This window comes from Nocardioides sp., from assembly GCF_964228225.1.
GTDB lineage: Bacteria > Actinomycetota > Actinomycetes > Propionibacteriales > Nocardioidaceae > Nocardioides.
This window is the reverse complement of sequence record NZ_CAXQZB010000001.1, coordinates 25,672-43,731: the sequence shown is the minus strand read 5'-3', so window position 1 is coordinate 43,731 and position 18,060 is coordinate 25,672. Positions and strand designations below refer to the sequence as shown.

General features: G+C 71.9%; 24 protein-coding genes. 9 read left to right on the top strand and 15 right to left on the bottom strand.

Annotated features, from left to right (window positions below; translation table 11 throughout):
• Positions 1 to 31 precede the first annotated feature (31 nt).
• The 9 genes from ACERUJ_RS00265 to ACERUJ_RS00225 all read right to left on the bottom strand — a co-directional run bounded on the left by ACERUJ_RS00265 (position 32) and on the right by ACERUJ_RS00225 (position 8,491).
• Positions 32 to 1,381 carry an MSMEG_0569 family flavin-dependent oxidoreductase gene (locus ACERUJ_RS00265; protein ID WP_370246426.1) on the bottom strand — a complete coding sequence of 450 codons (1,350 nt, stop codon included), beginning with the start codon at positions 1,379 to 1,381 and terminating at the stop codon, positions 32 to 34.
• Positions 1,378 to 1,677 carry an MSMEG_0570 family nitrogen starvation response protein gene (locus ACERUJ_RS00260; protein WP_370246425.1) on the bottom strand — a complete coding sequence of 100 codons (300 nt, stop codon included), beginning with the start codon at positions 1,675 to 1,677 and terminating at the stop codon, positions 1,378 to 1,380. The genes ACERUJ_RS00265 and ACERUJ_RS00260 overlap by 4 nt, the downstream gene beginning before the upstream one ends.
• Positions 1,670 to 2,584, bottom strand: coding sequence for a carbon-nitrogen hydrolase family protein (locus ACERUJ_RS00255; protein ID WP_370246424.1), 915 nt, complete (start codon positions 2,582 to 2,584; stop codon positions 1,670 to 1,672). Before ACERUJ_RS00255 ends, ACERUJ_RS00260 begins: the two co-directional genes overlap by 8 nt.
• Positions 2,581 to 4,038 carry an MSMEG_0567/sll0787 family protein gene (locus ACERUJ_RS00250; RefSeq protein WP_370246423.1) on the bottom strand — a complete coding sequence of 486 codons (1,458 nt, stop codon included), beginning with the start codon at positions 4,036 to 4,038 and terminating at the stop codon, positions 2,581 to 2,583. Before ACERUJ_RS00250 ends, ACERUJ_RS00255 begins: the two co-directional genes overlap by 4 nt.
• On the bottom strand, positions 4,038 to 5,117 hold the full coding sequence (locus tag ACERUJ_RS00245) for an MSMEG_0568 family radical SAM protein (RefSeq protein ID WP_370246422.1): 1,080 nt from the start codon (positions 5,115 to 5,117) through the stop codon (positions 4,038 to 4,040). The genes ACERUJ_RS00250 and ACERUJ_RS00245 overlap by 1 nt, the downstream gene beginning before the upstream one ends.
• Positions 5,118 to 5,127: 10 nt before the next feature.
• On the bottom strand, positions 5,128 to 5,652 hold the full coding sequence (locus ACERUJ_RS00240; protein WP_370246421.1) for an MSMEG_0572/Sll0783 family nitrogen starvation response protein: 525 nt from the start codon (positions 5,650 to 5,652) through the stop codon (positions 5,128 to 5,130).
• 99 nt (positions 5,653 to 5,751) lie between these two features.
• On the bottom strand, positions 5,752 to 6,579 hold the full coding sequence (locus tag ACERUJ_RS00235; protein WP_370246420.1) for an amidohydrolase family protein: 828 nt from the start codon (positions 6,577 to 6,579) through the stop codon (positions 5,752 to 5,754).
• A 118-nt stretch (positions 6,580 to 6,697) separates the two neighbouring features.
• Positions 6,698 to 7,984: a DUF222 domain-containing protein gene (locus ACERUJ_RS00230; protein WP_370246419.1), complete on the bottom strand. Its 1,287-nt coding sequence runs from the start codon at positions 7,982 to 7,984 to the stop codon at positions 6,698 to 6,700.
• Between the two features lie 186 nt (positions 7,985 to 8,170).
• Positions 8,171 to 8,491, bottom strand: coding sequence for a hypothetical protein (locus ACERUJ_RS00225; RefSeq protein ID WP_370246418.1), 321 nt, complete (start codon positions 8,489 to 8,491; stop codon positions 8,171 to 8,173).
• 193 nt (positions 8,492 to 8,684) lie between these two features.
• Between ACERUJ_RS00225 and ACERUJ_RS00220 the strand changes: the two genes are divergently transcribed.
• The 3 genes from ACERUJ_RS00220 (at position 8,685) to ACERUJ_RS00210 (ending at position 11,165) form a co-directional block, all read left to right on the top strand.
• Complete coding sequence (locus tag ACERUJ_RS00220; RefSeq protein WP_370246417.1) at positions 8,685 to 9,146, top strand: RDD family protein; 462 nt, start codon at positions 8,685 to 8,687, stop codon at positions 9,144 to 9,146.
• A gap of 77 nt (positions 9,147 to 9,223) precedes the next feature.
• Positions 9,224 to 10,387: an acyltransferase family protein gene (locus tag ACERUJ_RS00215; protein WP_370246415.1), complete on the top strand. Its 1,164-nt coding sequence runs from the start codon at positions 9,224 to 9,226 to the stop codon at positions 10,385 to 10,387.
• A gap of 118 nt (positions 10,388 to 10,505) precedes the next feature.
• Entirely contained in the window at positions 10,506 to 11,165 is a 660-nt protein-coding gene (locus ACERUJ_RS00210) for an ATPase, T2SS/T4P/T4SS family (RefSeq protein WP_370246414.1), read from the top strand.
• Positions 11,166 to 11,177: 12 nt separating this feature from the next.
• Here the strand turns inward: ACERUJ_RS00210 and ACERUJ_RS00205 are convergent, their stop codons facing one another.
• On the bottom strand, positions 11,178 to 11,687 hold the full coding sequence (locus ACERUJ_RS00205; protein ID WP_370246413.1) for a hypothetical protein: 510 nt from the start codon (positions 11,685 to 11,687) through the stop codon (positions 11,178 to 11,180).
• Between the two features lie 234 nt (positions 11,688 to 11,921).
• On the opposite strand from ACERUJ_RS00205, the gene ACERUJ_RS00200 reads away from it, so the two are divergent.
• Positions 11,922 to 12,086 (top strand): YegP family protein, encoded by a 165-nt coding sequence (locus tag ACERUJ_RS00200; protein WP_370246412.1) that lies wholly within the window; start codon positions 11,922 to 11,924, stop codon positions 12,084 to 12,086.
• Here ACERUJ_RS00200 and ACERUJ_RS00195 read toward each other — a convergent pair.
• The 5 genes from ACERUJ_RS00195 to ACERUJ_RS00175 form a co-directional block, all read right to left on the bottom strand.
• On the bottom strand, positions 12,011 to 12,832 hold the full coding sequence (locus ACERUJ_RS00195) for a hypothetical protein (protein WP_370246411.1): 822 nt from the start codon (positions 12,830 to 12,832) through the stop codon (positions 12,011 to 12,013). The two genes, ACERUJ_RS00200 and ACERUJ_RS00195, sit on opposite strands and share 76 nt — an antisense overlap.
• Entirely contained in the window at positions 12,790 to 13,041 is a 252-nt protein-coding gene (locus ACERUJ_RS00190) for a transposase (protein ID WP_370246410.1), read from the bottom strand. Before ACERUJ_RS00190 ends, ACERUJ_RS00195 begins: the two co-directional genes overlap by 43 nt.
• Positions 13,042 to 13,186: 145 nt before the next feature.
• On the bottom strand, positions 13,187 to 14,059 hold the full coding sequence (locus ACERUJ_RS00185) for a hypothetical protein (RefSeq protein WP_370246409.1): 873 nt from the start codon (positions 14,057 to 14,059) through the stop codon (positions 13,187 to 13,189).
• The gene (locus ACERUJ_RS00180; RefSeq protein ID WP_370246408.1) at positions 14,059 to 15,342 is read right to left on the bottom strand and encodes a DNA methyltransferase; all 1,284 of its coding nucleotides are present in this window, start codon (positions 15,340 to 15,342) and stop codon (positions 14,059 to 14,061) included. The genes ACERUJ_RS00185 and ACERUJ_RS00180 overlap by 1 nt, the downstream gene beginning before the upstream one ends.
• 103 nt (positions 15,343 to 15,445) lie before the next feature.
• Complete coding sequence (locus ACERUJ_RS00175; protein WP_370246407.1) at positions 15,446 to 15,640, bottom strand: hypothetical protein; 195 nt, start codon at positions 15,638 to 15,640, stop codon at positions 15,446 to 15,448.
• Between the two features lie 326 nt (positions 15,641 to 15,966).
• Here ACERUJ_RS00175 and ACERUJ_RS00170 point away from each other — a divergent pair, with 326 nt between their 5' ends.
• The 5 genes from ACERUJ_RS00170 to ACERUJ_RS00150 are packed head-to-tail and all read left to right on the top strand — an operon-like array spanning position 15,967 to position 17,726.
• A complete protein-coding gene (locus ACERUJ_RS00170) occupies positions 15,967 to 16,116 on the top strand; it encodes a hypothetical protein (RefSeq protein ID WP_370246406.1) in 150 nt (49 codons plus the stop codon).
• A gap of 26 nt (positions 16,117 to 16,142) precedes the next feature.
• On the top strand, positions 16,143 to 16,424 hold the full coding sequence (locus ACERUJ_RS00165) for a hypothetical protein (RefSeq protein ID WP_370246405.1): 282 nt from the start codon (positions 16,143 to 16,145) through the stop codon (positions 16,422 to 16,424).
• Positions 16,421 to 16,819 (top strand): TadE/TadG family type IV pilus assembly protein, encoded by a 399-nt coding sequence (locus ACERUJ_RS00160; RefSeq protein WP_370246404.1) that lies wholly within the window; start codon positions 16,421 to 16,423, stop codon positions 16,817 to 16,819. Before ACERUJ_RS00165 ends, ACERUJ_RS00160 begins: the two co-directional genes overlap by 4 nt.
• Positions 16,816 to 17,280 (top strand): hypothetical protein, encoded by a 465-nt coding sequence (locus tag ACERUJ_RS00155; RefSeq protein WP_370246403.1) that lies wholly within the window; start codon positions 16,816 to 16,818, stop codon positions 17,278 to 17,280. Before ACERUJ_RS00160 ends, ACERUJ_RS00155 begins: the two co-directional genes overlap by 4 nt.
• Positions 17,277 to 17,726 carry a pilus assembly protein TadG-related protein gene (locus ACERUJ_RS00150; protein ID WP_370246402.1) on the top strand — a complete coding sequence of 150 codons (450 nt, stop codon included), beginning with the start codon at positions 17,277 to 17,279 and terminating at the stop codon, positions 17,724 to 17,726. The genes ACERUJ_RS00155 and ACERUJ_RS00150 overlap by 4 nt, the downstream gene beginning before the upstream one ends.
• Positions 17,727 to 18,060 lie beyond the last annotated feature (334 nt).

The following is an 18,060-nucleotide window of genomic DNA, read 5'->3' as shown; positions in this document are numbered from 1 at the left end:
CCTCCTGCCTCGCTCCCCGGGGTGGCCGGGGTCAGGACACCACCCGCACCCACGACGTCGCGCGGGTGCGGCCGCTGCGCAGGACCTGCGCGGCGAGGTGCTCGGCGTCGCGGGCCAGGCCGTGGAAGCGGCCCGAGCCCCAGGTGTGCTGCCAGGGCAGGCCCAGGAACATCAGCCCGGGCACCGGGCTGACCCCGCGGTTGTGCACGGGTCGGCCGTGGCCGTCGAAGACGCCGACCCCGATCCAGCGGTAGTCGGCGCGGTAGCCGATGGCCCAGATGATCGCGCTGACCCCGGCGTCGCTGAGGTCGAGCTCGCGCGGCTCCTCCGGCGGCGTCCAGACCGGGGTGTAGCGCGACGGCGGCGGCAGGTCCGGGCCGCCGGATCCTGAGGGCCGGCCGGGGGACAGGTGGGGGTGCTGCTCCAGGTAGCGGTCGATGTCGGCGCAGATGGAGTTGTACACCGCGTCGGCGTCGTCGAGGGCTTGGGTGAGGGTGGGGGCGAAGGTGAGGCGGTCGCCGCGACCCGACTCCAGCATCCCGTAGAGCCGCATCCCCTCGAGCGCGAAGGCGCGCAGGTCGATGTCGCGCCCGCCGTCGCGGCCGGTGACGTAGTGGTTGGTCTTCTCCCGCGCCGCGCGGCCGCCGGGGTACTCCGCGACGCCGATGTCGTACAGGCCCATCTCGGCCAGCCACGTCATCACGTCCTTGCCACGGTAGGTGCGCGCCACCCGCGGTGCGTCGCCGAGTGCGAGGTGCACCTGACGCCCGGCGAGGTGGAGGTCCTCCGCGATCTGGGTGCCGGACTGGCCGGTGCCCACCACCAGCACGGCACCGGGCGGGAGCGCGTCGGGGGAGCGGTAGTGCGCCGACTCCAGCTGCACCACGTCGGTGTCGAGCGCGTGCGCCCACGGCGGCATGATCGGCACCTGGTAGCCGCCGGTGGCGACGACGACGTGCTCGCAGTGCCACACCTCCTCGCCCTCGGGGCCCTGCGCGGTGAGCTCGAAGCCGCCGCCCTCGCGCTGGTACAGCGCGGTCGCGGAGGTGTGCTCGCGCAGCGGCGGGTCGAAGCTGGCGCGGTAGCCGGCCAGCCAGGCCACCACCTCGTCGCGCGTCATGAACCCGTCGGGCTCGGGGCCGGTGTAGGCGTAGCCCGGCAGCCGGCAGTGCCAGTTCGGCGTCACGAGGGTGAAGGCGTCCCAGCGGGTGTCGGCCCAGGAGTGGGCGGCGGTCTCGGCCTCCAGCACCACGTGGTCGACGCCGTCGCGGCCCAGGCACCAGCTCATCGCCAGACCGGCCTGCCCGCCACCGACGACGACGACGTCGGTGTGGCGCACCGGCGCAGGTCCGCCCGGGGGGCCGTTCCGGGGGCCGGTCATCGCGCGGCTCCCGGCAGCGGCGGCCAGAGCCGCACCACGGTGACGGCGTCGGCCGGGGCGTAGCGGGCCGCCGCGTGGCGGATCTGGGCGGCGGTGGCGGCCGCGGAGGTGCAGGCGAAGCCGAACTTCTCCTTCACCCGCGCGCTCGCCACCTCCAGGGCCTGCAGCGAGCGCCGCTCGAACTCCGCCACCGGGTAGCTCCCGGGGGCGAGGTAGTCGTGCAGCACCAGCGAGGGGGAGTAGCACTCCTGCTCGCGGCCGTCGGGCCAGCGCACGGTCATGGTCATCTCAGGCATGGGTCATCTCCCGGTAGACCTCGGGACGGCGGTCGCCGAGGTGGAACATCGCGCGGCGCGCGGCGTGCAGGGTCTCGGCGACGTCGACGCGTGCCCAGGCCACGCCGGGGCCGGTGCCGGTGGCGGCCAGCACGTCGCCGCCGGGGCCCACGACCTTGGCCGAGCCCACGAACCGCAGCGAGCCGAAGGTGCCGCACTGGTTGGAGGCCACCCACACCACCTGGTTCTCGAGGCCGCGGGCGCGGTCGAAGAGGTCGAAGCGGTGGCGCCAGCGGTCCTCGGCGACGTCCTCGGCGGTGGCGGTGCGTGACGCGGGCCAGGCCGAGATGCAGGCGATCACCTCCGCGCCGTCCAGCGCCAGGGCGCGGGCGGCCTCGGGGAAGGCCTTGTCGTAACAGATCAGCGCGCCGAGCCGACCGACCGGGGTGTCGATCGCACCGAGGTGGGAGCCGGCGTCGTAGTGCAGGCCCTCGCCGAGGGGTTGGTGCACCTTGCGGTGCACCCCGTGCACACCGTCGCCGCTCACCACGACCGCGCTGTTGTAGCGCTGGGTGCCGTCGGCCTCGCACATCCCGACCACCACGGTGATCTCGCGCGCCAGCGCGGCGATCCGGCGGACCTGCGGACCGTCGGCGTCGAGCACCGGGGGCAGCGACTCGGGGGCGTTGTCGTGGCTGCCGTCGCGGCCGCGGCCGAGCACCGAGAGGTAGCCGCCGAGGCTGGCCTCGGGCAGCACGAGCAGCCGGGCGCCACGGGCGCGGGCCTCGGTGAGCAGGGCTCCGATCTGGCCGAGGTTCTCCTCCAGGTCGCGGCCGAAGTTCGCGCACACCGCGCCGATCCCCAGGCCCGGGCCGCCCGGGCCGCCCGGGCCGCTCGTCGGCATGCTGATCGGGTCCGTCGTGCTCATGCCGCCCCCAGTCCGGTCACGGTGTCGACGGCCTCGGTGACGACGTCGTCGGGCCAGCGCAGGCCCACGCCGTGGCCGGCGGTGGTACGGCCGCACGCGGCGCTGGTGAGGAAGCCGGGCAGCGCGGTTCCGGCCCCGGCCGCCGTCTCGGTGGACACGATCGCGAAGCCGGGGAAGCAGGTGAGCCAGTCTCCGGCGCTGGCCGCCGAGGGGGTCGGCACGGCGGCGACGTCGAGCTCGGCGCGCACACCGCTGGCTTCGGCCAGCATCCCGACGGTGCCGATGATCCCGGCCATGCTCACGTCCTTCGCGGCGGTAGGGGCCAGCGTCGGGACGACGGCGGCCAGGGCACGCAGCTCGGGGCTGCGCCTGCGGGTGGTGGAGTCCCACTGGGTGCCGGTGTAGCCGGGGCGCCAGTCTCCGCCGAGGTCGGCGGTGAGCCGCAGCGTCTCGCCGGGGCGGGCGCCGCCGCCGGGTACCGGGGTGGAGGTGCGTCCCAGCGCGGTCACCGAGAGCGCGGCGGGCACGCCGAGCTGGGTGTGGCCACCGAGCACCGGCACGCCGTAGGCGGCGGCGGCCTCGGCGAGCCCGGCCAGGATGCGGCGGGCGAAGGAGGCGTCGCGGGCGGCGACGGCGTCGAGGATCCCGACCGGCCGGGCGCCCATCGCGTGCAGGTCGTTGAGGTTCACCAGCACCGCGCACCACCCGGCCCAGGTGGGGTCGCGCTCGACCATCGAGGGCAGGATCGCGTCGCACGCGGCGATGAGGTCGCTGCCCGGCACCGGGGCGCCGTCGTCGCCGACGAACCCGGCGGGGGCGCCGGTGGACACCCCGAGCAGCAGCTCGCCCAGCGCCGACTTCGTGTCGTGGGCCAGCCGGGCGGCGCGGTCGATGGGCCAGGTCATCTCCACGTGGGGGCGGCCGTGGGCGTGAACGAGCGCCCGGGAGGTCCAGCCCAGGCGCCGGAACAGCCCCTCGTTCGGGGCCTGCACGAGGGCGTCGAAGCGCAGCGCGCCGCGGGACTCGACCTCGGCGCACGCGGCGCGCACCAGGGCGGCGCCGACGCCGAGCAGCAGCCGCGACCCGGGTGCGACCACGAGCCGACTGCCGGTCCACCAGCCCAGGTCGCGGCTGGAGGTCGGCATCGCGGGGTGGTGCGACGGCGCCACCCGCACCCCGCCGAGCACCTCGCCGTCGGGGGTGCGGGCCACGAGCACGATCGTGCGCGGGTCGTCGTCGACGTCGTCGTGGTCGGACCCGGTGAACAGGCCCTGTTCGCTCACGAACACCGCGCGACGCAGGCGACGGTACGCGGCGAGGTCGCTCCCCTCGCCGGCCCCGTCGGCGGGGTCGGCGCGGCGCACGGTGAAGCCCGGCACCCGGGTGGGGCCGGGGCGACCGCCGGCGAGCACGACGTCGCTCACCAGGGGGCCGCCGGGATCGGGGAGCATCATCACGCCCCCTCGCACGACAGGGCGGAGCAGGCGCCGCAGGCGGCACAGCCCGCGGCCTGGTCCGCGCCGAGCATCCCGGCCTCGCGCAGCGCAGCGGCCACGGCGGTCGTGATGCGGGCGACGTGGGCGGGGTCGGGGGCGGCGGCGCCGTCGACGTCGGTGGCCAGGGTGCCGGCCAGCGGTCGGAACGGCACCACGAAGGGGTACACGCCGCGGGCGATGAGGCCGCGGGCGCCGGCGATCAGCTCGTCGGCGTCCTCGCCGAGGCCGACCAGCAGATAGGTGGACACCTGGTTCCAGCCGAACACCCGCACCGCCTCGTCCCAGGCGGCCTCGTACTCGGCCATCGGCACGCTGCCCTTGCCCGGCATCCAGCGCCGGCGGACGGCGTCGTCGAGGGCCTCGACGTGGATGCCGATCGAGCGGGCGCCGGCGTCGTACAGCTCCTGGATCGTGGCGAGGTCGCCGGGCGGCTCGCACTGCACCTGGATGGGCAGGTCGGGCAGCACGTCGCGCACCGCCCGCACGCAGCGGGCCAGGTGGGTGGCGCCGCGGTCGCGGCCGTTGCTGGTGCCGGTGGTCATCACCATCTGCGTGATGCCGTCGAGCCGGTGGGCCGCCAGCGCGACCTCGGCGATCTGCGCGGGGCTCTTCACCGCCACGGTGGAGCCCTGGGCCAGCGACTCCTCGATCGCGCAGAACCGGCAGCGCTGGTCCTCGGCGTAGCGCACGCAGGTCTGCACCACGGTCGTGGCGAGCACGCGGTCGGAGTGCAGCCGGGCGATCTGCTCGTACGGCACGCCGTCGGCGGTCACGAGGTCGTAGAAGCGTGGGCGCGAGATCGTCTCGACACCCAGGCCGGTGTCGGCGCCGTCGAGCAGCAGCTTGCCGCCGCGCACGCTGTAGGGGCTGCGGGGGTTGAGGGGGATGGCCGCGCCCACGGCCCCGTCGCCGAGGTCGAGCAGCACGTGGCCGTCGTCGGAGGGTCCCGCCCCGGCGCGGCGGGCCACCGGGGCGTCGGCCAGCCGGATGCCCCGGATGGCGACGTCGACGCGGGTCGAGGGCGTGGGCGCGGTCATCGTCCGGCCCTCAGAGGTTGTAGACGCTGTTGATGATGGCGCCCTTGTTGGCGAAGTGGATCACCGCGTCCTGCACGTCCAGCGGGTGGCTGGGGATCACGCCGGCGATCAGGTCCTCCTCGCGGCAGCCGTGCAGCGCCATGCCGAAGCGGCAGCAGAACACGGTGCCGCCCTCGCCGATGAAGGTCTTGATCGCGTCGTTGACGTTCTGGTTGCCCGGGAACGCGACGTCGCCGGTGGTGGGGAAGCCGCGGGTGTCCATGCAGGCCAGGGCGCCGGGGCCGTAGAAGTAGATGGCGGACTCGAAGCCCTTCCGCAGCGCGCGGGTGGCCTGCAGGATCGCCACGAACGTCACCGAGGACTCGTGCGGGATGCCGTGCACGAGGGTGAAGTAGCTCTGGCCCTCGCTGGCCTGGTAGTCGGGGAAGATCTTGGTCGAGCCGTAGAGGTTGGTGCCCTTGGCCTGTGAGGGGTGGGGCACCTCGCCCAGGGAGGTGGCGATGTTCGCCATGATCTCGTCGTCGAAGAGGGCCATGCTCTGCTCCTGGTGTGTGCTGCGGCGGGGTGAGGGGTGCTGCTGGGGTGGTGCTGCGGCGTCGTTGCCGGGTCCGTGGGGTGTCTCGGGGGGTGGGGCCTAGCGGCCGTAGAGGGCGGTGAAGTTCTCGGCGAACACCAGCCGGCCGAGCTCGCCGTCGCCGGCGGCCGCCGCGAGCCGGGCGTGCTCGCCCTCGAAGTCGCCCCAGGGGGTGTCGGTGGCGAACACGACGCGGTCGTGGCCGACGCCGCGGCGCTCGATCTCGGCCATCAGCCAGGTGGGGGCGAAGCCGATGGCCCACGAGCAGTCGGTGTAGACGCGCTTGCCGGCCTCGATCCAGTCGAAGAACCGGCCGCCGATGAGCTTGAGGTGTCCGCTCATCCCGCCGCCGAGGTGCACCAGGTGGATCGCGACGTCGTCGGCGTAGCGCTCCACGAGCTGCCCGACCTGGTCGACGTCGCTGGCCGCGCCGGGGCTGGTGTGCACGTGCACCACGAGGTCGTGGGTGCGGGCGGTGGCGAAGATGCGGTCGAGCTCGACCTGGCAGGTGGGGTCGTCCACTCCGCCGCCGAGCAGGAAGCTGGTCTTGAGCGCGCCGACGCCGGCCTCTCCGGCGAGGGCGAACGCGGCGTCGTTGCGGGCGGCGTCGGACTCCTTCGGCGAGACCCAGAGCCCGGCGGTGATGCGGTCGTCGCGCTGCGCGGCCTCGACCACCAGCGGGTTGAAGGCGTAGGAGACGTCGGGGTCCGGCACGCCGTAGTTCGGCAGCACCAGCGCCCGCTCGGTGCCCTCGGCGTCGAGGGCGGCGATCAGCTCGCCCACGCTCGCCACCGAGGCGGTGTCGGGACTGATCGGCGGGCCTCCGTAGAAGCCGTAGGCCGGCAGCCGACCGAGGTGCCGGTGGGCGTCGTGATGGGTGGCGGGCATGACTCCAGTCGACCCCCCGGATGTTTCAGGCTGGTTCCGAACAGAACACCGGTTCGGTCACCGCACGTAAGTTCCGTGTGACTCGGCCCCGTCGTCGAGACCAGGCGGGCCGCCGGACTCAGCAGCGCGGAGGGTCCTGGCCCTGCTGCCGATGTCGTGCCCGGTGGTGGAAGGGGCAGCGCGGCGCGCCGGTGAGGTCGGTGCCGCCGCCGTCGGCCCACGGCGGGTCGTGGTCGATCTCGCACCAGGTGGCGGGCACGTCGCAGCCACGGTCCACGCAGGTGCGGCGCATGGTCGCGATCGCGAGGCGCTGGGCCTTGGTGTGGAACCGTCTGGTGCGGCCCCAGTCGAGCACCATGCCGACGCCGTCGAGCACGGCCGGGATGATCCCGGCCCGCGCCGCCAGTCGTCGGGCCTCGGTGGCGCTGATCCGCTCGCCGGTGTCGAGCAGGCCGGCCTGCTCCAGCTGGCCGGTGAGGCTCTCGACCGTCATGGTGACGACCACGGTGGCCCCGCAGCCGCCGCGGTCGGGCAGGTCGCTGTCCGTCACCCGGTCGATGAGGTCGCAGAAGGACCGACCCGACCGGTGCGGCGAGCGCAGGGTGGGGTCGTAGCCGCCCCGGCCGTGGCGGGCCCGCTGCGCCTTGGGTGCTGCCAGGGCGATGAGCATCGTGCGCAGTGCGGCGCCGTGGCGCGTGGGGATGCGGAACCAGCCCTCCATGGTGCCGTCGCCGTGGTCGACCATCGAGAAGCGCAGCTTCCGTTCGGCCCGCTTCTCCTGCTCCTCCAGGGCGGCGCACTCGCGGGCGTCGGCGGCGACGGGGTCGACGATCTCCCAGAACCGGGAGGCGAGCCGGCGCAGCGCACCGGCGTCGTGGTGGCGCGCCTGGTCGAGCAGGTAGTCGGTGGCGAGGTGCCGTACCGGGACCGGGGTCGTCGGCGTGGCACCCGCGGCCGCCTCCTGCGCCGTGGGCGGTCCGATGCGTGGGACCACCGCCTCGTCCTCGCGCGGGATGTCGGTGACGGCGAGCGCGATCACCTCGGCCTGGTCGGGCATCAGCCGTCCCGCCGCGAGGCCGTGGGCGACGTCGGGGCACTCAGCGAGCGCCTGCGCCACCCGCACCGCCCGGTGGGAGGACCGCCGGGTCGTGCGGGTGGCCTCGGCCAGCCAGACCGCCACCGAGGGGCAGCCGGACTCCCGGTCCACGCCCGCCTGCTCGGCCTGCACCAGCAACTGGGCCTTCAGCGCCGCTGTCCGGGCCTCGAGGCCGGTCAGCTCGACCAGCGCCGCCGCCACCTCCGCCGTGCCGAGGCGCCACACGTCGCCGGGGTCGCGGAGTGCCGCGTCGGCGACGCTCAGCGACTCCCGGACGCCGTGGGGCTCGGATCGGGTGGCCATCTTCATGTGGCCATGCAATCCGGAGCCACCGACAGTCCGGATCCGCACCGCACCCGGCTGGGGACGACGGCGTCCGCCGGCCGGGCTGGGGACGATCCGCGGTCATCGGGACCGGGCGGTCCTCGCCCGACACGACAGGACGCCCTCGGAGCCGGGGCTCCGAGGGCGTCCGGTGCGGGCGCTCGCCGGGGGTCAGGCGTAGTAGTTGTACGACACGTAGTCGACGTTGGTGCCCGACGGGCAGCTCTTGCGCGACGTCCCGCCGGAGGCGATCACCTTCGGGCCCAGGGTGTTCAGCGAGTTGCCGGTGCAGCTGATGATCACCTGGATGTAGCCCGGGGTGCCGGCGGCGCAGCTGACGGTGCCGGTGGAGAGCGTCTTGGTGAGCCGGCAGTCGCCGGGGGCGGCCTGGGCCGGCGTGGAGCCGGGCCCGAGGAGCAGGCCGGCGGTGAGTGCGGTGGTCAGGCCCGCGGCGGCGAGCGTGGCGGCATGGCGGGTGAGGGTCGTCGTCATGGTGTCTCCCGAGTGAGATGTGAACGGACTCCACCGGTCTACCGTGCCGATCTCCGCGCGAAACCGAACGGCGGATGAACACGGGTCATCGCCGGGATGGCCAGGATCCGGTGCGGATTCCCGGGCACGGGGCGTGTCCGGATCCGCGCGCGGGGAAGGAGGCCGTGGCCCGGCCCGCCGACGAAGCACCACGATGCCCGCCACCAGCCCCGCCACCACGACCGTCCCCGTCTACGCCGGCTTCGGGCGCAGGGTGGCCGCCACGCTGCTCGACGCCGCGGGCCCGCTCCTGCTCGTGCTGCTCGCGCGGTTCGTGCTCTGGCTCTCGGCCTCGAACCGTCCCGAGGACGAGCCGACGATGCTCGCCGTGCTGATCGCCGCCGGCCTGGGCGGTCTCTCGGTGCTGTGCTGGGTGTGGAACCAGATCCTCGTGCAGGGCCCGACCGGCCAGAGCTTCGGCAAGGCCGTCCTGGGGATCACGCTGGTGCGGGTGGCCGACCTCCAGCCGCTCGGGGCGCCGCGGGCCGCCGGGCGCGCGCTGGCCCAGATGCTCAACAGCCTCACCCTGATGCTCGGCTGGCTGGCCGCCCTCGTCGACCCGCGGCGCCGGACCCTGGCGGACCACCTCGTCGACACCGTCGTCGTGACCCGCTGATGACCGTTCCCCGAGCGGTCCGCCGGCCCTAGGCTGCGCACGCGAGGGCCGTCCGGGCCCGGGACGACGGGCCGGTGATGGAGACGCGACAGCGGTTGGCCGCGCTCGAGGCGCTGCGGTTCGGCGCGGCGCTGGCGGTCGTGCTGTGGCACCACCAGCACTTCGCGCCGGCCGGGCGGCCGGCGGACCTGCTCGGGCAGCCGGGCGCGGCGCTGCTGCGGCCCGTCTACCTCTACGGGGCGATGGGAGTGCAGTTCTTCTGGCTGCTCTCGGGCTTCGTGTTCTTCACGCGGTACCTGGAGCCGGTCGCGGACGGCGTGGTCGGTGCGTGGCGGTTCGCGGTGCGGCGCTTCAGCCGGCTCTACCCGCTCCACCTGCTCACCCTGCTGATCGTGATCGCCCTGCAGCAGTGGGTGCAGGCGGTCGGGGCCGCCGCGCGCTACCACTACCGCGCGGGGGAGGAGCTGATCTATCCGACGCCGCCGCAGGGCCTACCCGACCAGCTCACGATGACGTCGGGCTGGCAGGTCCGGCAGACCGCCTTCGACTACAACGGTCCGATCTGGTCGGTCTCCCTCGAGCTGCTCGCCTACCTGCTGTTCTTCCTCCTCGCCGTCACCACCTTCCGTTGGTGTCGGCGCACGCCGGGGCGGCGTGGGGTGTGGTTCGCGACGCTCGCCGTCCTGGCGGTGTCGGCGCTGGTCGCGGTCGCCGACGACCTGCCCCACGTGACCCTCGTCGAGTGCGTGGCGCTCTTCCTCCTCGGCGGCGTCCTCACCGAGGTACGACGCCGGGCGACGCCGTCGCATCGGACCGGCCTGCACCTCGCCGCGGCGGCGACGGTGGGCCTCGCGGTCGCGGTGCTCCTCGGGCGCGATCCCGCGCGGGGCACCGACCTGCTCGGGGGGACGCGGCTGCTGGTCGTGGCCGCCTTCGCCGCACTGATCCTGAGCGCCTCGCTGGCACCGCGCGTGCGGCGGACGGGCTCGCTGCGCCGGTGGGCCGAGCGGGCCGGCGCCTGCACCTACGGCATGTACCTGCTCCACGTGCCGCTGCAGCTGGCGGTGATGGCGGCGTTCGCGACGTGGGACCGGACCGTCCCCGCGGGGAGCCCGCTCTTCCTCGCCGCGTTCCTCGTGGCGCTGGTCCTGCTGGCCGCGTGGGTGCACGCGCACGTGGAGGCCCCGGCGCAGCGCTGGTTGCGGGCGCGCCTGCTCCGTCCCTCCGCCTCGGCGGTCTGAGCCGGGTCGAGGGTTATCCCCAGTCCTCCGATCCGACTCTGGTCAGGTCGGTGACTCCGGATTTATCGTGGGCGCGCTGCGACGCCTCGCGACATCTCGGGAAGGGGGTGCGTCCGCGGTGACCTTGACGACGCCCGCCCCGGACACGGGGGAGAGTGCGGCACTGCTGCTGTTGGAGCAGCAGGTGCGGGAGTGGGTGCGGCGCGACGGCGTCGACCCGCAGCGTGAGGTCGAGGTGGTGCGCCGGTTGGCCGACGCCGCGGTGGCGCGCCACCAGGACCGCAGCCTGACGGGCGTGGTCGCGGGGCTGCCCGATCCCTCGGCCACGGTCGCGGAGCTGGTGTCGCGGGTCGCGGGGTTCGGTGCGTTGCAGCCGCTGCTGGACGATCCCGACGTCGAGGAGGTCTGGATCAACGAGCCCTCGCGGGTGTTCGTGGCGCGGCGGGGCCGTTACGAGCTGACGTCGGTGGTGCTCAGCGCCGAGCAGGTCGCCGAGCTCGTCGAGAGGATGCTGCAGGCCAGCGGGCGGCGGTTGGACCTGTCCACCCCGTCCGTCGATGCGATGCTGCCGGGCGGGCACCGGCTGCACGTCGTGCTCGACGGCATCCCGCGCGGGTTCAGCGCGGTCAACATCCGCAAGTTCGTGGCCCGCGCCCACCGGTTGGAGGACCTGGTGGGTCTGGGGAGCCTGAGCCCGCGCGCGGCCTCGTTCCTGGAGGCCTCGGTGCGGGCGGGTCCCAACATCCTGGTCGCCGGGTCCACCCAAGCCGCTACGTAACTAGGACGTTCGTCAGCAGATCCGAGCGGCCTGGTCGAGCTTCTCGATGCCGTGCGGCGAACGCTCCCAGTGGTTCCCGTATGCGTCGGTGAACACGAGACTCGCGCCGGAGGTGAGCTCGGCGAACGCGACGTCGGTCCGGTCGACCAGGTGCGTGTTTACGAGGCGATCTCCCGGCAGGAGAGTGCCGTAGACGATCTCCATCGGGTACTGCTCGTGGTCGGTGCACACCTTCAGCACCGCGCCGTCGATCGGGTACGGGCCGGTGTTCACTACCTCGACCTCGACGGGCATCTTGCCGTCGTAGCCGTCCGGCACGCCGCCCCGGTCGTTGGCCTGCCATTCCACCTTCACGCCGACGGCGCGGGCCATCGCCTGCTGGCGGTCGAGCTCGGCTTGCTGTTCCTGCTCGCGCGCCCGTTTCGAGTCGTTGTAGCTCAAGCGGAGTTGGAATAGAGCCCCGCCGAAACCGAGAACCGTCGCGATCGCGGCCACCCAGTCTGCCCAGCTGCCCGACTCCACCTACTCACAGTAACGGGCCGCGCGAGGCTTATGTGGGGCCAAAGTGACCGATGTGAGCTGGGACTGTGACATGGCTCACAATCGCTAGACACGGCGGCTAGCAATCCCTTGCACTCACCGGTTTCCCTCCTCACACTGGAGAGGACCAGGGGAAACTACAAACGTGTAGTTACCCACGGAAGCGGGCCTGAGGGGAAGTAGGCGCGCCGAGCAATTGGAGAGGAGGTGAATTCGATGACTTGTCAGATCCGTAAGGCCACCAACGGCCAGTTCTTCGTCCGCGTCGTCGCCAGCAACGGGCTCACGCTCGCGCACAGCGAGACCTACCCGGCGAAGGTGAACGCGATCAACTGCGCTCGGCTGATTGCCGGTGGCGGCACGATCGAGGACTGGGCCTGATCCAGTCTGCTCACTGAAGTGGGCCAACAAGAGAGACCCGCAGTTCCTGGTGTTTGAACGTCACCTGGAACTGCGGGTCTCGTCGTTCGACACCATACGGCTTGTGGCACGGGCCGATTCAGCGAGGAGCTACTACTGGACCCCGCGCACCCATTCAGAAGCACGAGCCTTCCGGAGGTGTTCCGCCCGAGGCAGGCCACCGAGAGGTTGACGCCCGACGTGAGCATGCTCCCCACCTCGTCGGTGCTGAGGTACTGGCTGATGTCCGGACTGGTGGCGAGCGGGTTGTTGCTCTGGCTGTAGCGCGAGCCGAGCGTGTAGAGCAGCGTGTACTCGCTGAGTGCCATCACCCTGTAGGAGTCGAAGGCGGTCCAGCTCGGCACCCACGACTTGCCCGCGTTGGCGGTGAGGAGCGCCTTCTCCTTGTCGTAGGCGGTTCGCGTCGGCTGAGCGACGGTGGCCCACTCGGTGCTGCTCGGGTCGATCAGCACCTTGTAGAGCACGCCCGTGACCTTGTGCTTGACGACGACAGACGGAGAGAGCACCGCCCAGAACTCGAACGTGCCAGCAGCCGAGTCGGCTGCGAGTACGTCGGCCCAGCCGAGCCCTTCGCCCTTGGTGCTCGTGCAGCTGGCGAGTACCAAGTTCGACGTGGGGTAGCCCGCTCCACACCGTTTGATTAGGGTGGTCCGGCAGCGGTCGATCATGGCCTTCGCGGCAGAGGCGTCGGCGTCAATTCCGGGCATGGTCTTCTCTTCGCTGCGAAGAGCTCGCCCTTCTCAGCCGTGGTCAGACCGGGTTGCTCGCCGCGGTCGATACGGTCCTGGCGACGCCAGGTGTAGATCGTCTGGTCGCTGATCTCGAGATCGTGCGCGATGCTGGCCACGCTCCTGCCGTCCGCGAGCAGGTCGAGAACCCTGCGTCGGAACTCCGCCGGGTAGCCCGGTCGTCCCATCTGAACCTCGTGGTGTCAGGCACCAGAATCCAGAAACCCAGACGCCGTGGAGCCCGGGACACACCATGATGGGGCCCGCCCAGACCCACCAGCGCCCGCCAGTGGCCCCGTCCCCAACGCACGGGGGGTGGGGCCGCATCTACATCTACATCTGAGCCTGAAGCCAGGTTGCGGCGTCACTCGCCTCGGTAAAGGCGCCTTCGATTCGGTCGCCATTCGAGAATCGGAGCTGAACCTCGACACGATGGAGTGTTCCAAGGTCCCCTGGCGTGCCCTGATGGTTCATTGTCATTAGCGCAGAGGCGGCCGACTCGGCGTCATCGAAGTAGAGCTCCGCACCGTAGAGCGGCAGAACAACGACTCGCGTGATCTTCCGCTCCAGATGGTTCACAAGTGCCTGCCTGAAGGCTGCGTAATCGTCGGCACACTGCGCCATGAGCGCCGTCGTCAACTCACGTCGGTCGGAATCGGAGAGAGCGTCCCATGCATCGACCTGCCGCTGCAGGTGGTCGAGCGGTGTCCCCTCGTCGAAGTTGACGTCGATGTCGAAGCGGGCGAAGGCTTGCACAATGTGCGTTAGCGGGACGTACAGAACCTCGATGCCTTGGGAACGCAGGTGTTGCAAGCCCCCTTCTGTCCACACCCCGGCCACGACGGCCGCCAGGAACGGACGTGTGCGGGCGTGGGTCTGGCGTAGCGGGATCAGGGCGTTGGCCATCTCGCCGGCCTTGTTGACCGAGTGCTTGGTGTATCGCCGCCACGCCGACTCGATGAAGGCGACCGGGATTCCGACGGATGCCCGACTGCCCCCTCGCTCGAGCACGAAGTCGAGGTTGTGACCGTTGCCCGCCTCGTCGATCCACTTGAGGTGCTTCCGCCCGTTCCGGGCTGGCCTCGGCTCCTGTACGTCGAGGTAGAGATCGAACGCGTCAGCGACGTCGCGCAGCAGCGGAAGGATGCTCTGCTCCAACGCATACCCGATGATTTGTCCAAGCGAGTGCGCCGGGGACTTAGCCATTAACCCTCAATCCAGAGTCGTCCCTCGTGTAGAGGGTGCGTGTGCTTGCGATTCTTCCACTTGGTGTTCCGGTCGCGGACCTTTTCGAAGGACCAGGACTTGAACCCAGCACTGACGGCCAGGTCGCCGAGCCAGCGCTCGACCGGTACATGGATGCCGTAAGGGGCTGAGTCACCAACGACGTAGCAGACCTTGACGCCGTCGCCCGAGGCACGGCGTAACGCATGCCAGATCTGCGCAGAGTCCAGGAAGTAGCCCGCGATCATAAGGTCATAGGCCTTGTTGCCGGCTTTCTCCTTCCGCATGGCGTTCAGCCTCCCGAACACCGCGGTCAGTTCGTCACGGATGGGTTCGACCAGGTCTGAGTCGAGGGACTCACTCGGGTCCCAGCCCCCCATGTGCTGTGTCGCCGACTTCATCAACTTCTTTCGCAGCGGCCGAAGGTCGCCCCAGCCATCGATCTCTCCCAGGAACGATTGCTCAAGTCTTGTCGCATCTGCATAGTCGAAGTTGTTGGCGTATGGGGGCGACGTGACGATCAGGTCAGCCCATCCGTCGGGGACGCCGTCCAGGGTCCGTGCATCCCCTTCGATGTAGACCCCCTCCGGAGAGGAATGAGCAGCCGACTGCATCGCTCGCATATCTGCCGCGAAGATCGCCGCACGAGCACTGAAGGCGCTGTATGGCTCTGCCACCCTGCTCTTCGTCTTGTTTGGCAGGACGTACTGCCACTGCGCGGTGCCAGCCGGAGAACACGCTCGAATGATGCTTACAAACGTGAGCCACAACAGCTCGTCGATGTCGTCGCCCACCCGCAGTTCCTCGATGGCATCGCGAACCCGAAGCAGGTCGGTCAGGGAGTGCTCGTCAGGAAAGCACTTCGCGATCAAGGGTGCCTTGGGAAGTGTCACCGGCCTCTCAAGCTCGACCCGAGCCAACACCGCGTTAGCGCGGGTGACGTAGCCGTCGACGTCCGCCCTCCATGCGAGTTTCGCGCGACCGATTCGACTGACGAACGGGTGCACATCTACCCCGATGCCACGAACACCGCACTCCTCAGCGGCTACCACCGTGGTGCCGGACCCTGCAAACGGGTCGAGAACTCGGCTCGCGTCACTCTCGCGGATTAGGTCGGCTGCCCACTGAGCGGAGAACCCAGCCGAGTACCGGAACCATCCGTGCACCGGCAACCGCATGTTGTCGACGAACGTGGTTGTCGATCGAGCCTTAGCCGCCGTCGGATGGAAGTCGAACAACGCAGGGTTGTTCTGAACGCCGCTCACGGCGTTCCAATCTGGAGGTTGGAGGGCGGGGAGTCGGCGTACGCGGTCAACACGCGCCGAGTCTAGGGCGAGCCGCCGACATCCCCGAGCCGCCGAACTGGCCTTAGTCCGCGGGCAGGGTTCTCGCGACTGTGCAACGAGCATCCGCCAGGGCGACCGCATGGGTCGTCGACATGTCCTCTAACCGCTCGATGCCGTTGAACACGTCCTCAGCCCAGTCGATCGACACCCGCACGCCGCCCACGTCCGACCGGATCGCCGAGACGGTCGCGAACACGGCTCCGTCCACGATCACCATGTCCGGCCCGCACGTCGCCACCTCGCTACCCGGGGCAACACTCCACGTCGACATCACTTCGCACCACTCTCGCGCTTCGCCTTCGCCGGCGCCTCGGTGCGCGTGTCACGGCATGACCGGCACTCCGCCACCCGCACACCCGCGGCCTTCGTCGTAGCGGACTTACGCACTGGCAGGCGCAGGCCGCACGTTTCCGAACACTTGTGCGTTTCGCCGTCGGTGCCCTTCGGCGTGAATGTCCCGAGCGACCCGCGCACATGCTGCTCGGGCATGGCCTTCGTTGCCGCCTGCTTATGGGGGAGGGCTTCCGCGCGGCGGGCGTCTTGGTGGCGACGGCCTTCTTAGGCGTCGTGATCATCGGTGCTCCTAGAAAAACCGCCGGGTCGAACATGGTCCCGATCGTGTTCCTGATCCTGCCCGTGACCGTGCTCTTCGCCTTCTACCCCGGCGTGTTCGGTCTCTCGCTCACCACCTGATGCACCCCTCTCGGAAAGGCACGACCATGCACCACGACCCCGTCCTGCGCGATCCCCTCCCCGCCGACGCCCCGGCGGCACGCCCCTCGCGGTTGCTCGCGCTCAGCGTCGCGCTCCACCTCGCGCTGATCGCCGGCCTCACCCGCGTGGTCGCGGGCGGCCGCCGCGGAGGCCGCGACGATCGCGGCGACGTGCCGGGCTGGGTGCTGGTCACCGCGATGAGCGCCGGTCTGGTCGTGGCCATCGGTCAGGTCGCCGAGGACGAGTTGAGGGCGCTGCTGCAGCGCGTGCTGCGCCAGGTCACGTGAGGTCGAGCGGTGGGAGGCGGCGCGACGACCGCGGCTCGGCGGTCGTCGACATCGTCCTCGTGCTGGTGATCCTGATCCCGCTCGTGCTCGGCATCGCCCAGACCGTGCTGGTCATGCACGTGCGCGCGACGCTGGCCTCCGCGGCCGCCGAGGGCGCCCGTGCAGCGGCGGTGCAGGGCGGCACGGCCGAGGGAGCGGTCGCCCGCACCCGCGACCAGGTCCGCGACGCGATCGCCGCCCGCTTCGCCCGCGACATCGCGGTGCGACGCGTGCAGGTCGGCGGGCAGCCGATGATCGAGATCACCGTGCGGGCCGAGGTCCCCGCCCTCGGGCTGGGCGGCCCGGCGTTCACCGTCGAGGCCGTGGGCCACGCCGTCGTCGAGCCGGCGCCGTGAGGTCGCGACCCGTGCCGCGGCCGCGCGACGACCGCGGCACCGCGGTGGTGGAGTTCGTGTGGCTGGGCCTGCTCCTGCTCGTGCCGCTGGTCTATCTTGCCGCCACCCTCATGCGGGTGCAGGCGGGTGCCTTCGCCGCCGACACCGCCGCCCGGGCCGCGGGACGCGCCTACGCCCTGGCCCCCGACGACGCCTCCGGTGAGCGTGCGGCCCGGGCCGCGGCGGCGCAGGCGCTGCGCGACCAGGGCCTGGCCGAGGTGCCGGTACGGGTCGCGATCAGCTGCACCCCCGACCCCGGGCAGTGCCACCAGGGTGCGTCGGTGATCACCGTCCGCATCGAGGCCGAGGTGGACCTGCCGCTCGTGCCGGTGCTCCTCGGCGACGGTGCGGCGGCGGTCGCCGTGAGCAGTCGACACACCGTGCCGATCGGGCGCTACGTCGCGGTCGGGAGCCCCGGATGAACCGGCTCCGGCGGCGCCCACGCGACGAGCGTGGGGCGACGACGGTCCTGGTGATCGGCTTCGCCGGGGTGCTGCTCGCCCTGGTCGTGGCGGTGGTGGACGGCAGCGCCGCGTACCGCCAACGGCAGTCGCTGACGACGCTGGCCGAGGGCGCCGCACTGTGGGCCGCCGACGCCGGCGCCCAGGGCCGCGAGGTCTACCTCCGCGGGGTCACCGACGCACCGCTGGAGCAGACCGCCTCCGCCGCGCGGGCCGGGGTGGCGCAGTACCTGCGCGCCACCGGTGCCGTCGCCGACCACCCCGGCCTCGCCTCCCAGGTGCGGGTCAGCGGCGACCGGGTCGAGGTCCGGCTCTCCGCCCCCGCCGACCTCCCGCTCACCTTCCCCGGCCTCGACGTCACCGGCCGCGTCGCGGCCACGGGTGTCGCGCTGGTGCGCCCGGAGTGAGATCCGACCGCGCGGGCCGGCGGACTCCGCCCTCGCGTGCGCGGGCACCGGCGATCCCGGTGCTGACTCGGACCCCGTCACTAGCCTCCGGCACCGGCCGGAGGCGGACGTCGCTCCCGGCCATACCTGACCGAGGAGACGACGGTGACCACACCTGATGACGAGGGGACGCACGAGGACCGCGGTGCGCCGCACGCGGGCGAGGGAGGTGTCGACGGCCCGATCGCGGCTGGTCCGCACACCGCTCCAACGGTGGACCCGGTGCCCCGGTTCGTTCCCGTCACCGGTGCCCCGCTGGGCGAGGACGGTCGCCCGATGCGGCCGCGGTTCGATC

Bases quoted from the DNA above. Each gene is read 5' to 3' on its own strand.
- ACERUJ_RS00165 (WP_370246405.1), top strand. From the start codon at position 16,143: ATGCACCACGACCCCGTCCTGCGCGATCCCCTCCCCGCCGACGCCCCG.
- ACERUJ_RS00200 (WP_370246412.1), top strand. From the start codon at position 11,922: ATGACTTGTCAGATCCGTAAGGCCACCAACGGCCAGTTCTTCGTCCGC.
- ACERUJ_RS00245 (WP_370246422.1), bottom strand. From the start codon at position 5,117: ATGACCGCGCCCACGCCCTCGACCCGCGTCGACGTCGCCATCCGGGGC.
- ACERUJ_RS00235 (WP_370246420.1), bottom strand. From the start codon at position 6,579: ATGCCCGCCACCCATCACGACGCCCACCGGCACCTCGGTCGGCTGCCG.
- ACERUJ_RS00260 (WP_370246425.1), bottom strand. From the start codon at position 1,677: ATGCCTGAGATGACCATGACCGTGCGCTGGCCCGACGGCCGCGAGCAG.
- ACERUJ_RS00175 (WP_370246407.1), bottom strand. From the start codon at position 15,640: ATGGTGATCGTGGACGGAGCCGTGTTCGCGACCGTCTCGGCGATCCGG.
- ACERUJ_RS00225 (WP_370246418.1), bottom strand. From the start codon at position 8,491: ATGACGACGACCCTCACCCGCCATGCCGCCACGCTCGCCGCCGCGGGC.
- ACERUJ_RS00215 (WP_370246415.1), top strand. From the start codon at position 9,224: ATGGAGACGCGACAGCGGTTGGCCGCGCTCGAGGCGCTGCGGTTCGGC.
- ACERUJ_RS00190 (WP_370246410.1), bottom strand. From the start codon at position 13,041: ATGGGACGACCGGGCTACCCGGCGGAGTTCCGACGCAGGGTTCTCGAC.
- ACERUJ_RS00230 (WP_370246419.1), bottom strand. From the start codon at position 7,984: ATGAAGATGGCCACCCGATCCGAGCCCCACGGCGTCCGGGAGTCGCTG.
- ACERUJ_RS00195 (WP_370246411.1), bottom strand. From the start codon at position 12,832: ATGCCCGGAATTGACGCCGACGCCTCTGCCGCGAAGGCCATGATCGAC.
- ACERUJ_RS00185 (WP_370246409.1), bottom strand. From the start codon at position 14,059: ATGGCTAAGTCCCCGGCGCACTCGCTTGGACAAATCATCGGGTATGCG.
- ACERUJ_RS00250 (WP_370246423.1), bottom strand. From the start codon at position 4,038: ATGATGCTCCCCGATCCCGGCGGCCCCCTGGTGAGCGACGTCGTGCTC.
- ACERUJ_RS00265 (WP_370246426.1), bottom strand. From the start codon at position 1,381: ATGACCGGCCCCCGGAACGGCCCCCCGGGCGGACCTGCGCCGGTGCGC.
- ACERUJ_RS00150 (WP_370246402.1), top strand. From the start codon at position 17,277: ATGAACCGGCTCCGGCGGCGCCCACGCGACGAGCGTGGGGCGACGACG.
- ACERUJ_RS00255 (WP_370246424.1), bottom strand. From the start codon at position 2,584: ATGAGCACGACGGACCCGATCAGCATGCCGACGAGCGGCCCGGGCGGC.
- ACERUJ_RS00220 (WP_370246417.1), top strand. From the start codon at position 8,685: ATGCCCGCCACCAGCCCCGCCACCACGACCGTCCCCGTCTACGCCGGC.
- ACERUJ_RS00240 (WP_370246421.1), bottom strand. From the start codon at position 5,652: ATGGCCCTCTTCGACGACGAGATCATGGCGAACATCGCCACCTCCCTG.